We start from the raw sequence: 18,416 nt of genomic DNA on the forward strand, positions 1-18,416 counted from the left end.
GTGTCAGTCGCCCAGCACCGTCAGGCCTAGCAGGGCAGGGTTGGCATTGCCGCCCGCGCTGACCAGGGTCACCGAGCGGATGACCTGATCAGGCTTGGGATTCACCCATTCGAGGACAGGCACGGCGACGCTCAGGCCCTCGCCGGTCACGCCGTTCCAGCCGGGGGCGGGGATCATGCTGGTGGGCGCGGTGTCCGTCCAGGCGCGGATGTGCCGCCCGTACTCCAGCGGCTGCGTGACCTTTGACCCGTCGGCGTATTCGATCTCGTACTGGCCGACCTTCTCGCGGTTGGTGGCGGCGGGCCAGCCGGTGGCGTGCAGGAACGCGATGGCGCGGGCCTTGCGGTTCAGGTCCACCGTGGCGCGGTCAGGGAGGGATTTGACGCTGGCGCGGCTGCCGCGCAGCATCACCGCGCCCCTGATGTCGAACAGGTACGCGCCCAGCCGCTGCACACCGGGCCGCAGGTTGCGCAGGTCGATGTCCTTGCCCTTGCCGATCCAGCCGCTGCCGTCGTCGTCCGCCAGGGCGCGCGTCACGACGGGGGAGAGGTCCACCGTCGCGCCCGCCTCGGCGCGGTATGGGGTGGGCTGGTACAGGTCGCGGTAGCGGAGTTCGGCGTCCTTCACGGCGGGCGCGGCCGGATTCCAGAACGCGTTGGCCGCCCGGATGAACGGCGTGCCCTGATCGGCGTTCCCGTCCCAGATGCTGGGGTTGCCGAAGTACCCGGTCCAGCGGGTCTGGATCATGCCCAGCGCGCCCGCGGTCGCGGCGGCCTGCGCGTGCCCTTCGGCGTTGCCCGGGTCGGACCAGCTGGCCCCGAAGGTCGGGAAGCCCAGCTTCTTGATGGTGCCCAGCATGCCGAAACTGTTCCCCGGCGCGTAGTTCCAGTACGCCACCTGCAGGTCCTTGGGTAATCGGGCGGGCAGCGTGCCGATCACCGCGTCCGCGAAGGCGGTGTCGTGCCAGATCATGCTGCCCACGCCCAGCCCCTTCAGGTACCCGTGCAGCTTCACGACGTCGTTCACGAACAGCGTCTCGAACCCCAGCGCCCTGCCGTTCTCGCGGGCGGGGAAGCGGTCGCGGTCACGCACCTCGTCGTGCCCCAGGTGAATGACCTTCGGCCCAAAGACCTCGACCGCCTCCTTCAGGACGGGCAGGATCACGCGGTCGTACGTGGCGGGGTTCAGCGTGTCGTACGCCCAGGGACTCTGACTGTCCGGGTCCTGTTTCAGGTCCGCGTTCTTCCCGCCGTAGAACATCCAGCCGGCGTGCGACAGCGTCTCGATCAGCGGGATGACCTCCAGGCCGTAACTGCGGGCCAGGTCCGCCACGCGCCGCGCCTCGGCCTTGCTGGCCCCGCCGGGGTGCGCGAAGCCCCCCGCCTTGGCCGTGTCCCACTGCACGTAGTTGCTCATGACGAGCACCGCGTTGAACTTCAGGGCGGCCAGCATGGGAATCAGGGCGTCGTTCACGCCCTTGCTGTACTGGTCGAGGTAGATCATCGCCACGCGCTGGCGCAGGGCAGGCGCGTCCGTGATGCGGGCGTAGCGAAGCCCGGAGGGCGTCAGGAGCTGCCGCAGGGTCTGCGCGCCCAGGTACGCGCCGCGCGCGTCCGCCCCGACCACGTAGGCGCCGGCGTCGTCCACCCACAGCGCGTAGGCTTCCTCGCCGCCCGGCGTCAGGCCCGCCGCCTTTGCGCGGGCGGCCAGATCGGCGTCGGCCAGCGTGCCGATCACGATGCCCTTCCCACCCGCCGGGGCGTCGGCCAGGGTCAGGCCCAGCCGCGCCTTCCACTCGGCCCGCAGGTCCCGCACAGCCCAGCCCAGCTCCGGCGCGGTGCCCACCACGCGCACGCCCAGCCCGCCCAGGGGCAGCGTGCCGTTCGGGAACGTTGCCGCCTTCGGCTGCGGTACGAGCGCCGCGAAGGGCATCTGCACGCGCGCCTCGGCGGCCGGGGTGAGGGTCACGGGCGTCGCCAACGCGCTCAGGCTCAGGCTGATCATCAGGGCCCCCAGGCCCATCACTCGCTGTTTCATGTGTCCTCCGAAAGGGCAAGGAGGCGGGCGCCACCAGTCCGCGCGCCGCCTCCTGCTCCCTGCACCTCGATTACAGGCTGGCGTTCCAGGCCTTCACGATGTCGTCCAGCGCCTGCTTGGCGCTTTTCTGCCCGGCCATCGCGGCCTCGACGTTGTCCTTGAACACCTTGTTCAGCTTGCTGGCATCTGGGTACACCAGCGTCAGGTCCTTGGCGCGCTTCAGTTCCGTGGACGCCACGAGGCGGCCCTGGCTGACGGCGTCCGAGCCGCCTTGCTTGAAGAACTTGTCCCCGCTGGCCTTCACGGTGCTGGGGAACGTCGTCTTCGTGACTTTGCTGAACTGCAGCTGGTTCACGTCGTTCGTCAGGAACAGCGCGAGCTTCTGCGCCAGCGCCTTGTCCTTCACGCCTTTGGGCACCATGAAGCCCATCAGGCCGGTGTGGATGACGTTCCCGGCGATGTTGATCGGGTACGGCGCCACGCGCGTCTGATCGAAGATCGCCTTGTTGTCGTTCTGCACGCGCAGGATGAACTGAGGACCCGTGATCAGCATGCCCAGCTTCCCGGCCGAGTACAGCTCGGTGGCGGCCGTGAAGCCGCGGCGCATGGTGTCCTCGGGAATGTAGCCCTTCTTGTACAGGTCCACGTACGTCTGCAGCAGCTTGACGTGCTCGGGGCTGTTGAACACGGCTTTGCTGCCGCTCTTGTCCAGGATGGGCAGGCCTGCCTCCTGGAACACGTACAGCATGCTGATCCCGTTGATGTTCGGCATGAAGCCGTACATGCCGGTCTTGTCCTTGATCTGCTTCGCGGCGGCGATCAGCGTCTGGATGGTGCGCGGCGGGTTGGCGGGGTCCAGACCCGCTTTGCGGAAGATCTCGGTGTTGTACGCCACAACCTTCGGCGCCCAGTACCACGGCACCCCCATGACCTTCCCGTCGTACGTGAAGGTGTTCAGCGGGCTGGCGAAGTACAGCTTCTTCTGCGCGGCGCTCAGGTCCAGCGCCTCCAGCGCGCCCTGCTGCACCAGCTTGACCGTCATGTCGCTGCTGAGGTTCACGGCGGCCGGCGGGCGACCGGCGGCGACGGATGCGAGCAGTTTCTGTTCCATGGCGGTGGCGGGGACGTCCACCCACTTGAGTTCCACGGTGGGGTTTTCCTTCTCGAACTGCGCGACGAGGCGGTTCATCTCGTCGTTGAACAGCGGCGCGAGGCTGATCGTCCAGAATTCCAGCTGGGTCTTCTGCGCGTGGGCGGCCCCGCCGAGCATCGCGGCGGTGATCAGGGTGGTGAGGGCGCGGTATTTCATGCTTGAACTCCTGGGGGCGGCGCGCCGGGCGGCGCTGGGTGGACTCCGGCGGGGGAACTTGAGAAGGATGTGCGGAGAATGTAGCGGTTTTCAGAACCCATCGTCTGAGAACCTGAGCGTTCCCCTCTCACCGGGCCGTCAGCTTGACCGGTCGCCCGCCACCCCGAGTGCCTGCGCGAACCAGCGCGTCACGTGATCCGGGCGGGTGATCGCGCTGCCCACCACCACCGCGTGCGCGCCGGTCGCCAGGGCATGCGCGGCCAGTTCGGGCGTGTTCAGGCGGCCCTCCGCGATGAACGGCAGCCCCGCCCCGGCCAGCTCACGCATCAACGTGAAGTCCGGCCCCGCCTGCTGCGGGCTGTGCGGCGTGTACCCGCTCATGGTGGTGCCCACGATGTCCGCACCTGCCGCGTACGCCGCCTGCGCTTCCGCCAGCGTGCTGATGTCCGCCATCGCCAGCGCCCCGCAGGCATGCGCCTCGGCGATCAGGTCCGCCACCGGGAAGGGGCGCGGCAGGTCTGTCCCGTCGAAGGCCACGACCTCCGCTCCGGCCCGGGCCACCGCGCGCACCTCCTGCGGCGTCGCGGTGATGTACACCGGCGAGCCCGGCTGCGCCTGCTTCGTCAACCCGATGATCGGCACGTCCGTCAGCGCCCGCACTGTCCGGATGTCCTCCGGGCTGCGCAGCCGCAGGCCCCCCGCGCCGCCCAGCAGCGCCGCGCGGCTCATCGCCGCGATGATACCCGTGTCCCGCAGGGGGCTGCCGTCGTCCGCCTGGACACTCACGATCAACGCGCCCCGCAGGCGCTGTAGCACGTCACTCACGCCGGACAGTGTAGGGCCATCAGCTGGAGAAGAGACCCCGTACCCATACCGAGTGGAGTCGGGCAGGCCCTCAACACCACCCATCGTTCGCCATGGACAGCAGAAGTCAGAGCTGTTAAGAGTCACCCTCAACTCCTCTGAATCGAACCCGGCCAGGACCTGAACAGGACAGCGGGTGGAATGGGAGTCAAGGGACGGGGGGTTGAGCCCTCCAGGAATCTGAAAACGCTGTGATTCCTGGTGTCTCGTGAGCCACCGGTCGATACCTCAACTCACGTCGAGAACCCGTCTTTCTCGACTTCAGTCTGCTCGGGTTGAACGGGCATGGGGCAGTCGGCAGAAGGGGATAGGTCCTCGTGACGTCTTCAGTCTCCGTTCTGCCTGACGCTCAGTTGCTGGGAGGTCAGCGGGGTGGGTATCAGCAGGGCCCCTCGGCTGGCACGATCATCATGACCGGGTTCTGAAGCGATGGATATGTCTGCTGCAGGCGTGTCAGATCCTGTTGAGCCGCCGTGAATCCCTGTGCGGCGGCCAGACGCAGCCACACGGCTGCCTGCCCCAGATCTCGCCAGACGCCCTGACCATTGGCATACGCGGCGGCCAGATTATGTTGAGCCTGCGCGAAGCCCTGCTGCGCTGCCCGGGCGTACCAGCAGAACGCCTGGACATCGTTCCGGGGAACGCCACGGCCGTTGGCATACAGCACGCCCAGGTTGTTCTGGGCGATCATGTCGCCCTGCTCGGCGGCCCGGCGGTACCAGCTGGCGGCCAGCGCGTCATCTTGCGGAACGCCCACCCCCCTGGTGTACAGCACGGCCATGTTCAGCTGAGCGGGGATCAGGCCCTGCTCAGCGGCCCGGCGGTACCACTCGGCTGCCTGCGCGTCACTCTGATCCACTCCCTGCGCATTGTCGTACAGCTGCCCCAGCTGCAGTTGCGCTTCCGGGTGGCCCTGCTCGGCGGCCTGCCGGAACCATCGAGCGGCCAGGGCGTCGTCTCTGGGAACGCCCTGACCATCGTGATACAGAACACCCAGGTTGAATTGCGCCAGGATGTGACCCTGCTCGGCCGCCTTCCGGAACCACACGGCGGCCTGAGCGTCGTCCTGCGCAGTACCCTGAGCAGTCAGGAACAACACCCCGAGGTTGAACTGCGCGCTGGCGTGACCCTGCTCGGCCGCCCGGCGGTACCAGACGGCAGCCAATGTCGCGTCAGGCGTCACCCCACGGCCTGTCATATACATCGTCGCCAGCCAGAATTGGCCAGCCGCGTCCCCAGCTTGAGCCGCGTCCGTGAATTCCCGGACAGCCTCAGCGTATGATCCCGTGCGGTACAGGCCGATGCCGTCCTCCACGGACGCTCCCGCGGTGGTGCTCAGAACTGCCCAGAGCGCCACTATCCATGTGTATCGCTTCTTCATCAGGTGTCCTCCGTTCAGGGCTGCGTTCTTCCATGCTGCAACGACAGTATCGGCAGCGTGAACTCGCTGATGATGTCCCCCGTCGGGTGGGCATGCATGTCGTGGACTGGACACATGACGTGTGGTCACGGGCTGCACTATAGAAAGGTTTACAAATCTTTCAACCCGAGCGAATGCGAGAAGGAGCAAAGCGGGTTCCGGTCGTGGAGTTGGCAGATCAGTGGTCTTCCGATCTGTCAACGAAACAGATGGAATCCGTGTAAGATGTTGAAATTGCCGTACGCTGGGCGTCGTGAGTCTGACTCTGACAAGCGGCGCGCTGGTGATGGTGGACATTCCCGGCCCCACCCTGGATGACGATACGGTCGCGCATCTGCGCCGCCACAGGATCCGCAGCGTGTGCCTGTTCCGCAAAAATGTGGTTTCCGAGGCGCAACTCTCGGTCCTGTGCGCCGACCTGCGCGCCGTGATGGGCGAGCACGCCCTGATCGCCCTGGACCACGAGGGCGGCGCGATCCTGCGCCCGACGTTCTGGCCGTTCGCGCCAGCTGCCATGAATCTGGGCGCGGCAGGCGACGAGGCGCTGACGGAGGACGTGAGTGCCGCCCTGGCGCGGCAGCTGCGCCGCGTGGGCATCAACTGGAACTTCGCCCCCGTGCTGGACGTGAACGTGAACCCCGCCAACCCCGTGATCGGCGAGCGGGCCTTCGGCGCCGACGTGGGGCTCGTGACGCGCATGGGTCGCGCCGCTCTCTCTGGGCACGACCGGGCAGGCGTCGCCGCGTGCGTCAAACACTTCCCCGGGCACGGGGACACCAGCCTGGACAGCCACCTCGCCCTGCCCCGTGTGGACAAAGCCAGGGAGGACCTGGAAGCCGGGGAGTTCGCACCGTTCCGCGACCTGCTGCCCGTCACGCCCGCCGTGATGACCGCGCACATCATCTACCCGGCGCTGGACCCCGCGCGGCCCGCCACGCTGTCCCGCGCGGTGCTGACCGGCCTGCTGCGCGAGGAGTGGGGTTTCGACGGCGTGATCGTCACGGACTCCATGGGCATGAAGGCCATCGACGACCACTACGGGCGCGGCGAGGCCGGGGTGATGGCCATCCAGGCGGGCGCGGACCTGGTTATGGCCCTCGGCCGCCGCGAGGCGCAGGAGGCGACCCTGAACGCCATCCAGTCCGCCCTTGACAACGGGACGCTGGACGCCACGCAGATGCAGGCCAGCGTGCGCCGCCTGGAAGCCCTGGCCGCCCGCTACCCCGCGCAGGCGGATGCCACCCTGGACCCGCGGGCTGACGCGGCGCTGCTGGAATGTGCCTGGGCGCGCGGCCTGAGTGCGTACCGCGACCCGGTCGCCCCGCCCCCCGGTTCAACGGTGCTGCTGGTCGCGCAGACGAAAGTCCCCCGCGAGAACGTCAGTGAGGCCAGCGTGGACGCCGCAACTCTCGCCGCCGAGCTGAGCGGCGTGTACGAGGTGCAGCTGCACGCCTTCGAGGACCCGGCGGACCTGGACTGGACCGCCCTGCGGGCCCTGGGGCTGCCGGTCATCCTGGCCACCACTTCACGCCACCGCCACGCCGCGCTGCGCGGGACCCAGCCCGATCTGCACCTGGCGCTGTACAACCCCTACGCCGCACTGGACGTGAACGCCCCGGCGGTCCTCACGTACGGATTTCAGCCGGAAGCCCGCCGCGCCGTGCGGCGCTGGCTGACCGGCGACCTGAGAGCGGCCGGTACGCTGCCGTTTCCGGAGTGACCCGGCGTAGCCCGTTCGGCGCACACGGCAACGATACGGACGGCAGGGTTCAGTTCCGTCGGGCGAGCCCATGAGCGCACCACCCACCTGAACTGAATTCTGATGCCAGGAGACCGCGTATCTGAATGGCACCAGGGTCGGTTCTGACGCCGTGGGCTGTGCGCACGGTGCGGGCGGAACCCTGAAACCGCTGCCGTTCTCAGGTGCGCGCTCTGCGGCGCAGCCGTGCGGGTCTGATCGGTTCAGAGGTCTGGCGGGTGTCCCTCGACCCCGCGGACTTCTGCGGTCAGAACGGTTCGAAGCTGATGGAGTCCACCAGCATGTGAACGGTACCGCGCGTGGCGGGGCCGCCCCACGCGGCGCTGTTCGTGGGCCACACGTTCAGCATGATATGAGCGGCGTCCTGCGGGACGTCCTGGGTGGTCTCCCAGACCTTCGAGCCGTTCAGGAAGTACGTGACGCGGTCCGGTCGCCACTCGTACGTCATGGTCTGGAAGGACTGGCCGAACGTGACGCTGGTGGGCAGCACGCCGGACGTCTTGCTGTTCACGGTCCGCCACACGGCGGTGTTCAGCGTCCTGGGCCGGTTCCCTTCGATTTCCAGGTCGATCTCGGTGGCGCTGTCGTTCACGTAACTGAACGCCCCGCTGATGTTCCCGCTGAGGACCTTGCCGCTGCGTGCGGGGTGGGCGCTGGTGCTGGCCGCCCGGAAGCGGTAGGTGTACCGACCGAAGCCGAAGGTCTGGTGGGTCTGCACTTCGGCGGCGCGGGCGCACAGGCCCGTGGCGCAGCTCTGCACCGTCAGGGTGAGCAGCAGGTGGCCGCCCTTCACGCTGACCAGTGCCGGGTCGAACCGGCCGGTCAGGCCGGGCCGCTGCCAGAATCCGCCCCAGCTGGATGGCTCCCAGCGGGCCGTGTCGAGCGTGTCGAACGTTTCGGTCCACGCGGCGCCCGCCGGACGCAGGGAGACGGAAGTGGTCGGCGGGGTCAGATCGTTGCAGGCCACGAGGGACAGGCCCAGCAGGGCGGAACGGACCGTGTGTGCGATAGGCATGCTGAATCTCCCTCTGGTGACCCGGCCAACCCCTTGGGTTCCGTGGCTTTGCGTCACCGCCTTGCGGCGGTTTTGCCCTGAGCATGGGGACACTGGACAGCCTGAAGTGTGTCCGTTGAACTCCGTCAAGTCTCTTACATGAACGTGGACGGCGGCACCCCTGGGCGGGGGCCACCCGGAAGCGGCCGGTGTGGTAGACGCGGACCGCGATGCCCATGGACTATGTGACCGTGGGTGTCGGGGCACTTGAGGGGCGTGCCGTCAGCCCCCCGGCTTGACGTCCACCGCTCGGTTCCTTGGACCCTCGCTGGGCGCGTTTCAGGGAGCCTGGGGATTGCCTCAGTCTCCCTGGAACGCGCTGACAGCAGAGTTCAGAGGTATCGAGGATACCCTCGATACCTCTGAATCGAGCACCTGAGAAAAACAGTGGTTGGAAGTGGAATCGAGGGGCGTGCTCGTGGCCCTTCAATGAAACTGATAACCGCTGTGAGAGGCTGAGGCGCTGCGCAGAGCGGCCCGTCGGAGGACGTGTCAACGCGAGCCCGACTGGGGAGAGTCTCCTGTTCGCTGTCCACCGGGTCGGGTCCCGCCGTTCAGGGACTGGTGGGGTCTGCGTGAAACTGGTCGCTACCGCGTTGTGGGGCAGCGGCGGAAGGCGTTCAGGGCCGGGTCACTGGTCGTGAGGCGCCAGTCGACGCGGCCATCCCTGATGTGAAACCAGAAGGCCCGGCGGATCTGCCCGAATGCGGGTAGCTGCGCGCACATGTCGCGGATCCACGCGGCCTTGTCGCCGCCCTGCTCCACGCTGGCCACCTCGCCCAGCTGGACCGGCTTGGTCCCCGCGACCCTCTTCAGCTCCTGATACGACGCCCCGAACGTGTCACGGAAACTCAGCCAGCGGTTCCAGGCGTTGGTGGTGCCCCAGTTGTACCCGTCCAGGCCGACCTCGTCCACCCAGGCTCCTCCCGGGTACAGGGCGCGGTACGAGCTGGGCATGCCCGGGTACTGGATGTTGGGCGTCCATACCCAGCGCACCGGAGCCCGTTCAGCCCGGAAGACGTTCACGACATGCCGCCACGCCCGGATGAAATCGGCGGACGTGTTGTTGGGACCCAGCTGGTACGCGCCCCAGTTTCCGTTCATTTCCGGCGCGAACGTGATGCGCACCGGCTGACCGGCCTGCCGGACATCCCGGGCGAACCGGCGCAGGTAGGCGTCGTGCCGGCCGGCGGCGATCTCCCGGTACGGAACGCCCCGCAGGGCGCCCGCGACCTGCCTGCGCGGCTGCCAGGAGAGTTCGAGTTCCTTGCCCTGCGCGAGCAGGGTCCGGGCGTACCTCAGGTTGAACGGCGTGGTCCAGTCCTGAAACCAGCGGACCGCGGCGAAGCGGCACCCGACCTTCCGCTCCACGGCGGCCAGGACGGCCGGGCTGTCCACTGTCAGGCCGAACACCCCGCAACTCGGCACCGCGGCCGCCTGCGTGGCTGGGACAGCGCCCGTGAACAGCAGCGCGGCCACAGTGACCGCGGCCCGCCGCCACCTGGCACGAGGCCCGCCTGCAGGCCGGACTGGGGTGGAAACGCTGATGGGTGCGGGCATGTCACGCGCATGATGGCAGTGTTCGGGCCTGGGACGGGCGGTGCCCCCCACGCTGGCCCCCACTGCCTGTAGGTGCGCTGAACCTTGTCCCAGCGTGACACCACCGGGCACTCACGGTGCGTCAGAACCGGACGCCTAGCCTGAACGCAGGGCGTGACCGGACCTCAGGGACGGGCATCCACGCCGAGATACAAGTGCCGGGAGGCGCAGATCCTCGTCTTCGAATCGGTCACCTGAACAGACGAGAGGAGCCAGTGGTGAGACCGCCCCGAGGGAGGCATCACCATGGGCTTTACGACTGTCCTGCCGTCCACCCCGCTGGGTTGGACCCTGTTCATCATTGTGCTTCTGCTGCTGATCAAGGCGGCGCTGACGGTCACGCTCGCCACCGCTCACATCTGGGTCCGGCGCCGCCGCGCCCGCGACTGGCACGGGCGGGACACGCCGGGCGTCAGCGTCATGATCGCGGCGTTCAATGAGGAGGTCGGCATTGCCCAGACCATCCGGTCCGTGCTCGCTCAGGACGGCCCGCCCCTGCAGGTCATTGTCGTGGACGACGGCTCCACCGACCGCACCGCGGCCATCGCCGATGAATTCGCGCGGCGGGACGCCCGCGTGCAGGTGCTGCGCCAGGCGAACGGTGGGAAGGCCAGTGCCCTGAACCGCGCCGCCGCTCACCTGGAGTACCCGGTCGCGGTGAGCGTGGACGCGGACTCCTCGCTGGCGCCGGGCGCGCTGTCGGCCCTGTCGCGCCATTTCCTGAACCCGGCGGTGGGTGCCGTCGCCGGGGACGTGCGGGTGGCCGGCCCGGTCACGTCGCTCACGCAGATGCAGCACCTGGAATACAGCGTCGGGCAGCAGATGGACAAGCGGGCGCAGGACATGCTCGGGGCGGTCAGCGTGGTGCCCGGCGCGGCCGGCGCGTTCCGCACGGACCTGATTCGCCGCCTGCACTACAGCGGCGACACCATCACCGAGGACATGGACCTCACCGTCGCCATCGCCGCGGCGGGCTACCAGGTGCGTTTCGAGCCGGCCGCACTGAGCTTCACCGAGCCGCCCGTCACCCTGCCCGCCATGTGGCGCCAGCGGCTGCGCTGGATGTACGGCACGTTCCAGGTCATGGGTAAGTACCGCCACCTGATCCTGACAGCGCGCGGCGGACGCCTGGGGTGGCTGACCCTCCCGTACGTGCTGCTCTACGGACTGGTGCTGGGCGGAGCCGGACCGCTGTTCGATCTGGCGGCGCTGACCCTGCTGGTCCAGCAGATGAGCGGGGGCTCTGCCCCGCCTGGGGCCCTGGTCCCGCTGCTCGTGAGCATCGGGATCGATGTGCTGGTGGCGGGCGTGGCCCTCGCGCTGGGCCGACAGTCGCTGCGGCCCCTGCTGATCACGCCGACCCAGCGGCTGTTCATGCGGCCGTTCGTGGCCCTGGTGGTTATCGTGACGTGCCTGTCGTTCCTGCGGGGCCGCACCGTCCGCTGGAACAAGATGCCCCGCGTGGGCGTGCACCTGCCCGGCCAGCCGTCCCCGGTGGCCCCGCAGGCGGGCGACTGATGCGTTCGCTCTGCCTGATCCTCCTGCTCGGCAGCGCCGCCGGTGTCCTGGCCGTCTCGGCGCCCACCCCGGCAGCGCCGCTCGGTCAGGTGCTGGCCCGCCAGCAGCTGATCAGCCCGGCGGTGACCACCCGCGGTCAGGCGGCCGGTGAGGTGACCGTGTCGGTGTCGCTGGTGCGGCAGACCGAGGGGCTCCAGGCCCGGGCCACGTTCGGCAGCACCCTGAACGCGGAGGCCGTGGTGAACGGCTCATTGAGCCTTTCGACGCCGGGCGGAGAGGAGCTGGCCCGCAGCAACCCGCGGCAACTGGCCTCCCTGAGTCCGGGTGGCCAGGCGGTGCTGGTGACCCCCTGGAGTGCAGGTGACCTGCCCGTGTGCGTGGACGCCCAGCTGACCGTCTGGAGCGGCCCGGACGCCCCTGGACCGCTCAGGGCCGCCCGGGTGGCCGGGCCGCTTCGTCCGGTGTCGTTCATCGCGCGCGTCTGCACGCCCTGACGGCGGACTGCTCGCGTCCGGACCGCCCGGGTCAGCGTTCCCAGGGCCACGCGCCGGGCGCGGCAGCCAGGCCCAGCGCGCGCGGGCCGACGTGGACACTCAGGACGGGATTCACGCCGGTGCGGTCACTCCACACGATCGGGTGGCGGCCCGCCAGCTGCTCGAGGGCCGCGTCGGCGTCCTCCGGGTGGTTGCCGTACAGCAGCCCCACGCGCAGCGGCGTGCCCTCGCGGAACCGCCGCGTGACCTGCTCGGTCAGCGCCTGGATGGCGCCCCGGTACGAACGGGCGCGGCCGACATTCACGTACGTGCCGGCCGCCTTGTCCACCGTGATCACGGGTTTGAGGTTCAGCAGGCCGCCCAGCGTGGCCTGGACGCGACCGATCCGCCCGCCGCGGCGCAGGTACTCCAGGGTCTCGATGGTGAAGTACAGTTCGGTCTCCTCGTGCACGGCGCGCATCCACTCGCGCGCCTGCTCGGTGCTCCGGCCCTGCCGGGCAGCCGTGACAGCCGCGTGGATCTGGAAGGCCTGCGCGGCGCTCAGGGTGCCGCTGTCGTGCAGGATCACGCGCGGGCCGCCGGGGCCGGTCAGCTGGCGGGCCTGATCGGCGGAGTTGTGGCTGCCGCTCAGGCCCGCGCTGGTCGTGACCGCGAGCACCTCGGGCGTCCCGGCCGCCTGCATGGCGCTCAGCCAGTCCTGCGGGGTGGGCTGCGCGCTGGTGGGGTGCGTCGGGTTCGAGGCCAGCTGCCGGTACAGGTCCTCGCGGCTGATCTCGGTCATGCGGTACGACGTGCTCCCGAAGTTCACGGCAAACGGCGCGACCGGCACGGCGTTGTGCAGGGTGGCGTAGGCGTCCAGGCCGCCGTCAGTCACCACGCCGAAGGAGGGAGCGGTCACTTCAGCACCGTGTCATTCATGGACTCGATCAGCTTCAGGGCGGCGGTGTGGTCCTCGGCGTCTCCCACGACGCGCTGTGCGCCGCGCAGCAGGTCCGCGACCTGGGCCAGGACCGGCGCGCTGCCCTGCACCGACTGCGTGAGGTCCACCGCGATCCCGGCGTCCTTGGCCAGCAGGCCCAGCGCGAACGTGGCGGGGAACTCGCGGGTCAGGACGCGCTGCGGGATGAGGTTCTCGCTGGCGTTGCTGCGGCCGCTGCTGGCGTTGATTACGTCCAGCGCCGCGCCGAGATTCACCCCGGCGCGACCCAGGATCGCCAGTCCCTCACCGGTGGCCCAGAGGGTCACGCCCAGCAGCGCGTTGTTCACCGCCTTCACGGAGAAGCCCGCGCCGGTTCCGCCCACGTGCACGACCTTCCCGGCGAACGCCAGGTGCGGCCGGACCCGGTCCAGGGCGTCGGGGTCGCCGCCGACCATCACGGTCAGGCGCCCGGCCTGTGCGCCGGCCGTCCCTCCGCTGACCGGCGCGTCGAGAAAGGTCACGCCCGCGCGGTTCAGGTCGTCGGCCTGCCGGGCGGCGGCGTCCGGGTGGCCGCTGGTGCAGTCCACCCAGACGGCACCGGGTCGCAGGCGGTCGCGCAGCGCGGTCATGATCTCGTCCACCTCGGCGCTGGTGGGAAGGCAGGTGAAGATCACGTCGGCGGCGGCGATCTCGGTCAGGGGGACGGACTGCGTGCCGTGCGTCTGGGCGTGAGCGTCGGCTTTCGCGGCGGTGCGGTTCCACACGAGGACGCGGTGCCCGTGGTCACGGGCGTGGCGGGCCAGGTGTGCGGCCATGGGGTCGCCCATGGCGCCCAGGCCCACGAAGGCAAGAGTGGTCATCATGATTCAGCGTAGGGGCCGCGGCCACGCCAGTCCCTCAAGCTGGACTCGGTGCAAAAAGATCGCTCAGGGGTGGGCGTTCACGGTCGCCTCGCTCAGTTCCCACAGCAGGAACGCCGCGCCGTCGTCCCGCGCCTGCGGTGCCGGGGTGGCCTCACGGCAGTTGCTGAAGTACCGCCCGCTGACCTGCACCGGTTCCGCGGCGAGGTGCAGGGTCGTCTGCGCGCCCTGCTCGGGCGTGATGGCGAAGCGGTCCACGATGCGGTACGCGCGGCTGACCCAGCCGCCATTGTTGTGCGCGAAGCCCGTGGCGACCATGCCCGGGTGCAGGCTGTTGCTCTGGATGCCCGGCTCGCGCCGCGCGAGTTCCCGCGCGAACAGGATATTCGCGAGTTTGCTCTGCGAGTATGCCGCCCACCCGCCGTACCCCCGGCGGAACTCCGGGTCGTCCAGACGCAGGCGCCCCATGGCGTGCGCGGCCGAGGCGACCGTCACCACCCTCGGCGCCTGCCCTTCCCGCAGCAGGGGCAGCAGCTCGCGGGTCAGCAGGAACGGCGAGAGGTGGTTCAGCGCCCAGGTCTGCTCGATGCCCTCGCGGGTCTCCTGCCGGGACGTGAAGAACGCGCCGGCGTTGTTGATCAGGACGTCCAGACCTTCACCGCGGGCCGCGAACTCCTGCGCGGCGCGGCGCACCTGCGTAAGTTCGCTCAGGTCGGCCAGCAGGGTCGCCTGCGCGCCGATGTCGCGCGCCACCTGCGCCGTCTTGTCCGGGTTGCGGCCCACGATGGTCACGTGCGCCCCCCGGTTCACGAGGTCGCGGGCGGTGATCAGTCCGATTCCGCCGGTCGCGCCGGTGATCAGGACGCGGCGGCCGTGCATGCTGGTCGTCATGCCGCCCAGCATAGACGCTGCCCGCTGCGGCGGACGGCGGGCGCGCTGACAGACACCCGGCGGGCGTACGGCCGGAAAGAGAGGCCTCGCTCTGTGGGAGTCCGGCCTCTCGCGCTGCGGACTTCACTCGGCCCGCGTATTCATTTGTGCGCTGGTCACCCCAGTGTACGGCCCTGGCCTCACAGGAGTGTCACACCTGCCTGAAGGCGATCTTCACACGGGGGCTTCATGAAGGTCAGGCGCGGTGCCCTGCAGCCCGGCCTGCACGAACCGGTCGAGCGTCCGGGCCAGTTCGCGGGTCTGGTCGGCGCTGAGCCCGGCGGTGATGGCGTGCGTGGCGGTGGCCTGCAGCAGCAGCGTGAGGCAGGTCAGCAGGTACGGGACGCGGGCCCGGCCTGCGGGGGGCGACACGTGCAGATGGAGCCGCCCTTCCAGGTCGCGGAAGACCGCCAGTCGGCGTTCGGTGAAGGCGGGCCCGCTGCCGCTCTGGAGCAGGGTCAGCAGGGGGCGTTCCTGAATCAGCTGTTCGAGAATGGTGGCGAAGGGATGGGGCTGGCTGTGCAGGTCGCGCAGCAGGGGCGCGAGGCGGCCCTCGAATTCGGTGAGGCGCTGGTCGAGCAGCTCGCCGAGAATGTCGGCGGTGGACGTGAAGTAGGCGTACACGGTCGGGCGGGAGATGCCGAGGTGGGCGGCGATGTCCCCCATGCTGACGGCCTCGAAGCCCTGACGGGTGAACAGGTCCTCGCTGCCGTCGAGGATCTGCTGGCGGCGGTCGGCCGAGGGCAGGCGGCGCCGCAGGGTGGGGGAGGCGGGGGCACTCATGGGCACAGTATAGCGCAATACTGACAAAGTGTCACTTGACAGAATGTCGAGAGCGGCGCACACTGAGCCGAGTTGACGAACTGTCAGAACTGAACTGCTCCGAGGTGCCCATGACCCGACCCCGCCCCACCCGTCCCACCCTGCGCGACAGCTACCGCGCCCTGACCCCCGCCGAACGAGGCCTGTGGCGCCACCCCATCATGTGGGCCGCCGCGCTGGCCTTCCTGTTCATCCCCATCACCTACGTCGCCGTGTACCTCATGAGCGTCTGGGACCCCGCCGGGAACCTGAACCAGCTGCCCGCCGCCCTCGTGAACCTCGACCGCGGCACCGTCTCCCGCGGAGAGAAGGTCAACGTCGGCCAGGACCTCGTCAAGGAACTCCGCGAGGACCCACCCGTGGACTTCCGCACCTACCCCAGCGTGCAGGCCGCCCAGCAGGCCGTGCGCAACGGCGAGGTCTACTTCGCCCTGACCATCCCCGCCGACTTCAGCCAGAAGGCCGTCGCGGGCAGCAGCGCCCAGCACGGCCTGCTGCAGCTGTACCGCGCGCCCGGCCTGAACTACTACGCCAGCACCGTCGCCGACCGCGTGGCGGGCACCATCGCCACCGAACTGAACGCCACACTTGGCGAGAACCGCTGGGACGTGGTGCAGACCAGCCTCCAGGACGTCCAGGATGGATTCGCGGATATCCGTGACGCCATCCGCAAACTCGCCGACGGTGCCCAGACCCTCACCGACGGCACCCGCACACTGAACGACGGTGCGGGCGACCTCCAGACCGGCGCGGGCAAACTCGCCGGCGGCGCGGACAAGCTGGCCGACGGCGCTGAAACACTCAGCGGCGGCGTCACCCGCCTGACCGGCGGCGTCACCCAGCTCAGCAGCGGCCTGCGCCAGCTGGAACAGGCCGCCCCCGGCAAGCAGCAACTGCAACCCCTGCGCGACGGCGCCGCGAAACTCACCGCCGGAGCCACCAGCCTGAACGGCGGCCTGACCAAGCTCGCCGCCGGGGGCGAGCAGCTCGCCGCGGGCGCCGCGAAACTGACCGCCGGGGCCACCCAGGTCGCGGGCGGCAACGCCCAGCTCGCCACGCAACTGCCGCAACTGGCCGGTGGCCTGGGCGACCTGAACAAGGGAGCCCAGCAGCTCAGCGGCGGGGCCGCGCAGCTGCGCAGCGGCGTCGCCAGCGGCCTGAAACCCGCCGTGGACGGCGCCGCGCAACTCCAGGCCGGAGCCCAGAAGCTCGGCGCGGGCCTCGGGCAGGCCAAAGGCGGAGCGCAGAAAGCCGCCGACGGCGCCGGGCAACTCGCCGCCGGACTGCCGAAACTGAGCAGCAGCCTCGGGCAGCTGCAGACCGGCGCGCAGACCCTTGCGGGCGGCGCCGGGCAGCTGAGCACCGCCCTGAAAGGCACACCCGCCGCCACCGGCGCGGCCAACCTCCAGAGCGGCGCCACGCAACTCGCGGGCGGCCTGGGGCAGGCGCAGACGGCCGCGCAGACCGCCAGCAGCGGCGCTCAGCAGCTCGCCACGCAACTGCCGGGCCTCGTCAGCGGCCTGGGCGACCTCCAGACCGGCGCGAACCAGCTTCAGGCGGGGGCCGACAAGTTGCAGGCGGGCCTGACCAGTGGCAGCAGGAGCCTGCAGGACGGGGCCGCGCAGGTGCAGAGCGGCGCGCAGAAACTCGCGCAGGGTGCCGCCAGCGCCCAGGCCGGGGCGCAGAAGGCCGTGACCGGCGCGCAGCAGCTCGCGCAGGGCAGCAAACAGGTCCAGAGCGGCGCGCAGAGCCTCCAGACCGGAGCCACGAGCCTTGCGGACAACACCCGCAAGGCCGCCCAGGGCGCCCAGAGCCTCGCGAGCGGCGCGAAAGACTTCCAGGCCGGGGTGAACACCCTCGCGGACGGCAACGAGAAGATCAAGGGGGCGCTGGGGCAGATCACCGCGAAACTCCCCGCGCAGAAGGACCTGAACAGTCTGAAAAGTGGCGGGAAGACCCTCGCCAGCAGCGCCCGGCAGCTCGCCGACGGCGCCAGCAGCCTCGAAAGCGGCACCCGCTCCCTGAAAAACGGCGCCGGGGACCTGCTGGACGGCGCGCAGAAACTCACTGACGGCCTGAACGAACTGCACGACAAGGTCCCCGCCAGCATCGAGCAGCTGGGCGGCGACCCTACCGGCCTCGCCGAGAGCGTGCAGGTCCGCACCACCAATTTCGCGGATGTCCCCAACAACGGCAACGCCTTCGCGCCGTACTTCATCGCACTGGCCCTGTGGGTGGGCGCCACCATGACCACCTTCATCTTCCCGTACCTGCTGCTCCCCGAGAGTGGCCGCCAGACCCGGCAGGCCGCCCGCGTGGCCCGCAAGCTCACGCAGCCGCTGCTGATCGTGCTGGGACAGGCGATCATCGTCGTGATCGGCGTGCGCCTGATGGGCGTGCAGTTCGCCACCCCCGGACAGGTCATCCTGACCACCCTGGCGGGCAGTGTGACCTTCCTGCTGGTCATCCTGGCGCTGAACCTCCTGATCGGCCCCGCCGGGCGCATCCTGGCCCTCGTGCTGCTGATCGTGCAGCTCGCCGCGAGCGGCGGCAGCTACCCTGTGGAACTCAGCAACCCGTTCTTCCAGACGCTGCACAACATCATTCCCGTCACGGACGTCATCAACGCCCTGCGCCACGCCATGTTCGGCGCGTTCGAGGGGCAGTACTGGACCTTCATGGGCCGCATGGGCGTCGTCGCCCTGATCAGCCTGACCGTCGCGCTGCTCAGCCGCCGCCGCTGGGTGTACACCGAGGACCAGAACTTCCGCTCCCCGATCATCACCGACGTCGGCTGACCACCGACACGAACCGGCCCCCACCTTCCGCAG

The 18,416-nt window shown here is 69.6% G+C and carries 14 protein-coding genes and 1 riboswitch; of the genes, 4 read left to right on the forward strand and 10 right to left on the reverse strand.

The genetic code is table 11. From position 1 onward, the window contains the following. Positions 1-3 precede the first annotated feature (3 nt). The 4 genes from IEY69_RS03360 to IEY69_RS03375 form a co-directional block, all read right to left on the reverse strand. On the reverse strand, positions 4-2,037 hold the full coding sequence (locus IEY69_RS03360; protein ID WP_189071706.1) for a beta-N-acetylhexosaminidase: 2,034 nt from the start codon (positions 2,035-2,037) through the stop codon (positions 4-6). A 70-nt stretch (positions 2,038-2,107) separates the two neighbouring features. Further along, positions 2,108-3,346: an ABC transporter substrate-binding protein gene (locus IEY69_RS03365; RefSeq protein ID WP_189071707.1), complete on the reverse strand. Its 1,239-nt coding sequence runs from the start codon at positions 3,344-3,346 to the stop codon at positions 2,108-2,110. Positions 3,347-3,484: 138 nt separating this feature from the next. Beyond that, positions 3,485-4,171, reverse strand: coding sequence for an N-acetylmannosamine-6-phosphate 2-epimerase (locus IEY69_RS03370; protein WP_229783594.1), 687 nt, complete (start codon positions 4,169-4,171; stop codon positions 3,485-3,487). A 418-nt stretch (positions 4,172-4,589) separates the two neighbouring features. Further along, positions 4,590-5,720, reverse strand: a complete 1,131-nt coding sequence (locus IEY69_RS03375; RefSeq protein WP_189071709.1) for an SEL1-like repeat protein — start codon at positions 5,718-5,720, stop codon at positions 4,590-4,592. A 163-nt stretch (positions 5,721-5,883) separates the two neighbouring features. Between IEY69_RS03375 and nagZ the strand changes: the two genes are divergently transcribed. Continuing rightward, positions 5,884-7,350 carry a beta-N-acetylhexosaminidase gene (nagZ, locus tag IEY69_RS03380; protein WP_308425432.1) on the forward strand — a complete coding sequence of 489 codons (1,467 nt, stop codon included), beginning with the start codon at positions 5,884-5,886 and terminating at the stop codon, positions 7,348-7,350. A 286-nt stretch (positions 7,351-7,636) separates the two neighbouring features. Here the strand turns inward: nagZ and IEY69_RS03385 are convergent, their stop codons facing one another. Together IEY69_RS03385 and IEY69_RS03390 are read right to left on the reverse strand one after the other, a co-directional pair. Continuing rightward, entirely contained in the window at positions 7,637-8,404 is a 768-nt protein-coding gene (locus tag IEY69_RS03385; RefSeq protein ID WP_189071710.1) for a glycoside hydrolase family 16 protein, read from the reverse strand. 12 nt (positions 8,405-8,416) lie between these two features. Next, positions 8,417-8,491, reverse strand: a riboswitch (cyclic di-GMP riboswitch). Between the two features lie 540 nt (positions 8,492-9,031). After that, complete coding sequence (locus IEY69_RS03390) at positions 9,032-9,922, reverse strand: glycoside hydrolase family 26 protein (protein WP_229783595.1); 891 nt, start codon at positions 9,920-9,922, stop codon at positions 9,032-9,034. Between the two features lie 366 nt (positions 9,923-10,288). On the opposite strand from IEY69_RS03390, the gene IEY69_RS03395 reads away from it, so the two are divergent. Then, on the forward strand, positions 10,289-11,560 hold the full coding sequence (locus tag IEY69_RS03395) for a glycosyltransferase family 2 protein (protein WP_229783596.1): 1,272 nt from the start codon (positions 10,289-10,291) through the stop codon (positions 11,558-11,560). Beyond that, positions 11,560-12,054, forward strand: a complete 495-nt coding sequence (locus tag IEY69_RS03400; protein WP_189071712.1) for a hypothetical protein — start codon at positions 11,560-11,562, stop codon at positions 12,052-12,054. The genes IEY69_RS03395 and IEY69_RS03400 overlap by 1 nt, the downstream gene beginning before the upstream one ends. A gap of 31 nt (positions 12,055-12,085) precedes the next feature. On the opposite strand, the gene IEY69_RS03405 is transcribed toward IEY69_RS03400, so the two are convergent. From IEY69_RS03405 to IEY69_RS03420, 4 genes are all read right to left on the reverse strand, one after another. After that, complete coding sequence (locus IEY69_RS03405) at positions 12,086-12,952, reverse strand: DegV family protein (RefSeq protein WP_189071713.1); 867 nt, start codon at positions 12,950-12,952, stop codon at positions 12,086-12,088. Further along, entirely contained in the window at positions 12,949-13,836 is an 888-nt protein-coding gene (locus IEY69_RS03410) for an NAD(P)-dependent oxidoreductase (RefSeq protein WP_189071714.1), read from the reverse strand. The genes IEY69_RS03405 and IEY69_RS03410 overlap by 4 nt, the downstream gene beginning before the upstream one ends. 63 nt (positions 13,837-13,899) lie before the next feature. Then, the gene (locus IEY69_RS03415; protein ID WP_189071715.1) at positions 13,900-14,724 is read right to left on the reverse strand and encodes an SDR family oxidoreductase; all 825 of its coding nucleotides are present in this window, start codon (positions 14,722-14,724) and stop codon (positions 13,900-13,902) included. Positions 14,725-14,937: 213 nt separating this feature from the next. After that, on the reverse strand, positions 14,938-15,546 hold the full coding sequence (locus IEY69_RS03420) for a TetR/AcrR family transcriptional regulator (protein ID WP_189071716.1): 609 nt from the start codon (positions 15,544-15,546) through the stop codon (positions 14,938-14,940). Positions 15,547-15,656: 110 nt separating this feature from the next. Between IEY69_RS03420 and IEY69_RS03425 the strand changes: the two genes are divergently transcribed. Then, complete coding sequence (locus tag IEY69_RS03425; RefSeq protein ID WP_189071717.1) at positions 15,657-18,383, forward strand: YhgE/Pip domain-containing protein; 2,727 nt, start codon at positions 15,657-15,659, stop codon at positions 18,381-18,383. Positions 18,384-18,416 lie beyond the last annotated feature (33 nt).

Source organism: Deinococcus sedimenti (assembly GCF_014648135.1).
In the GTDB taxonomy this organism is placed as follows: Bacteria; Deinococcota; Deinococci; order Deinococcales; family Deinococcaceae; genus Deinococcus; species Deinococcus sedimenti.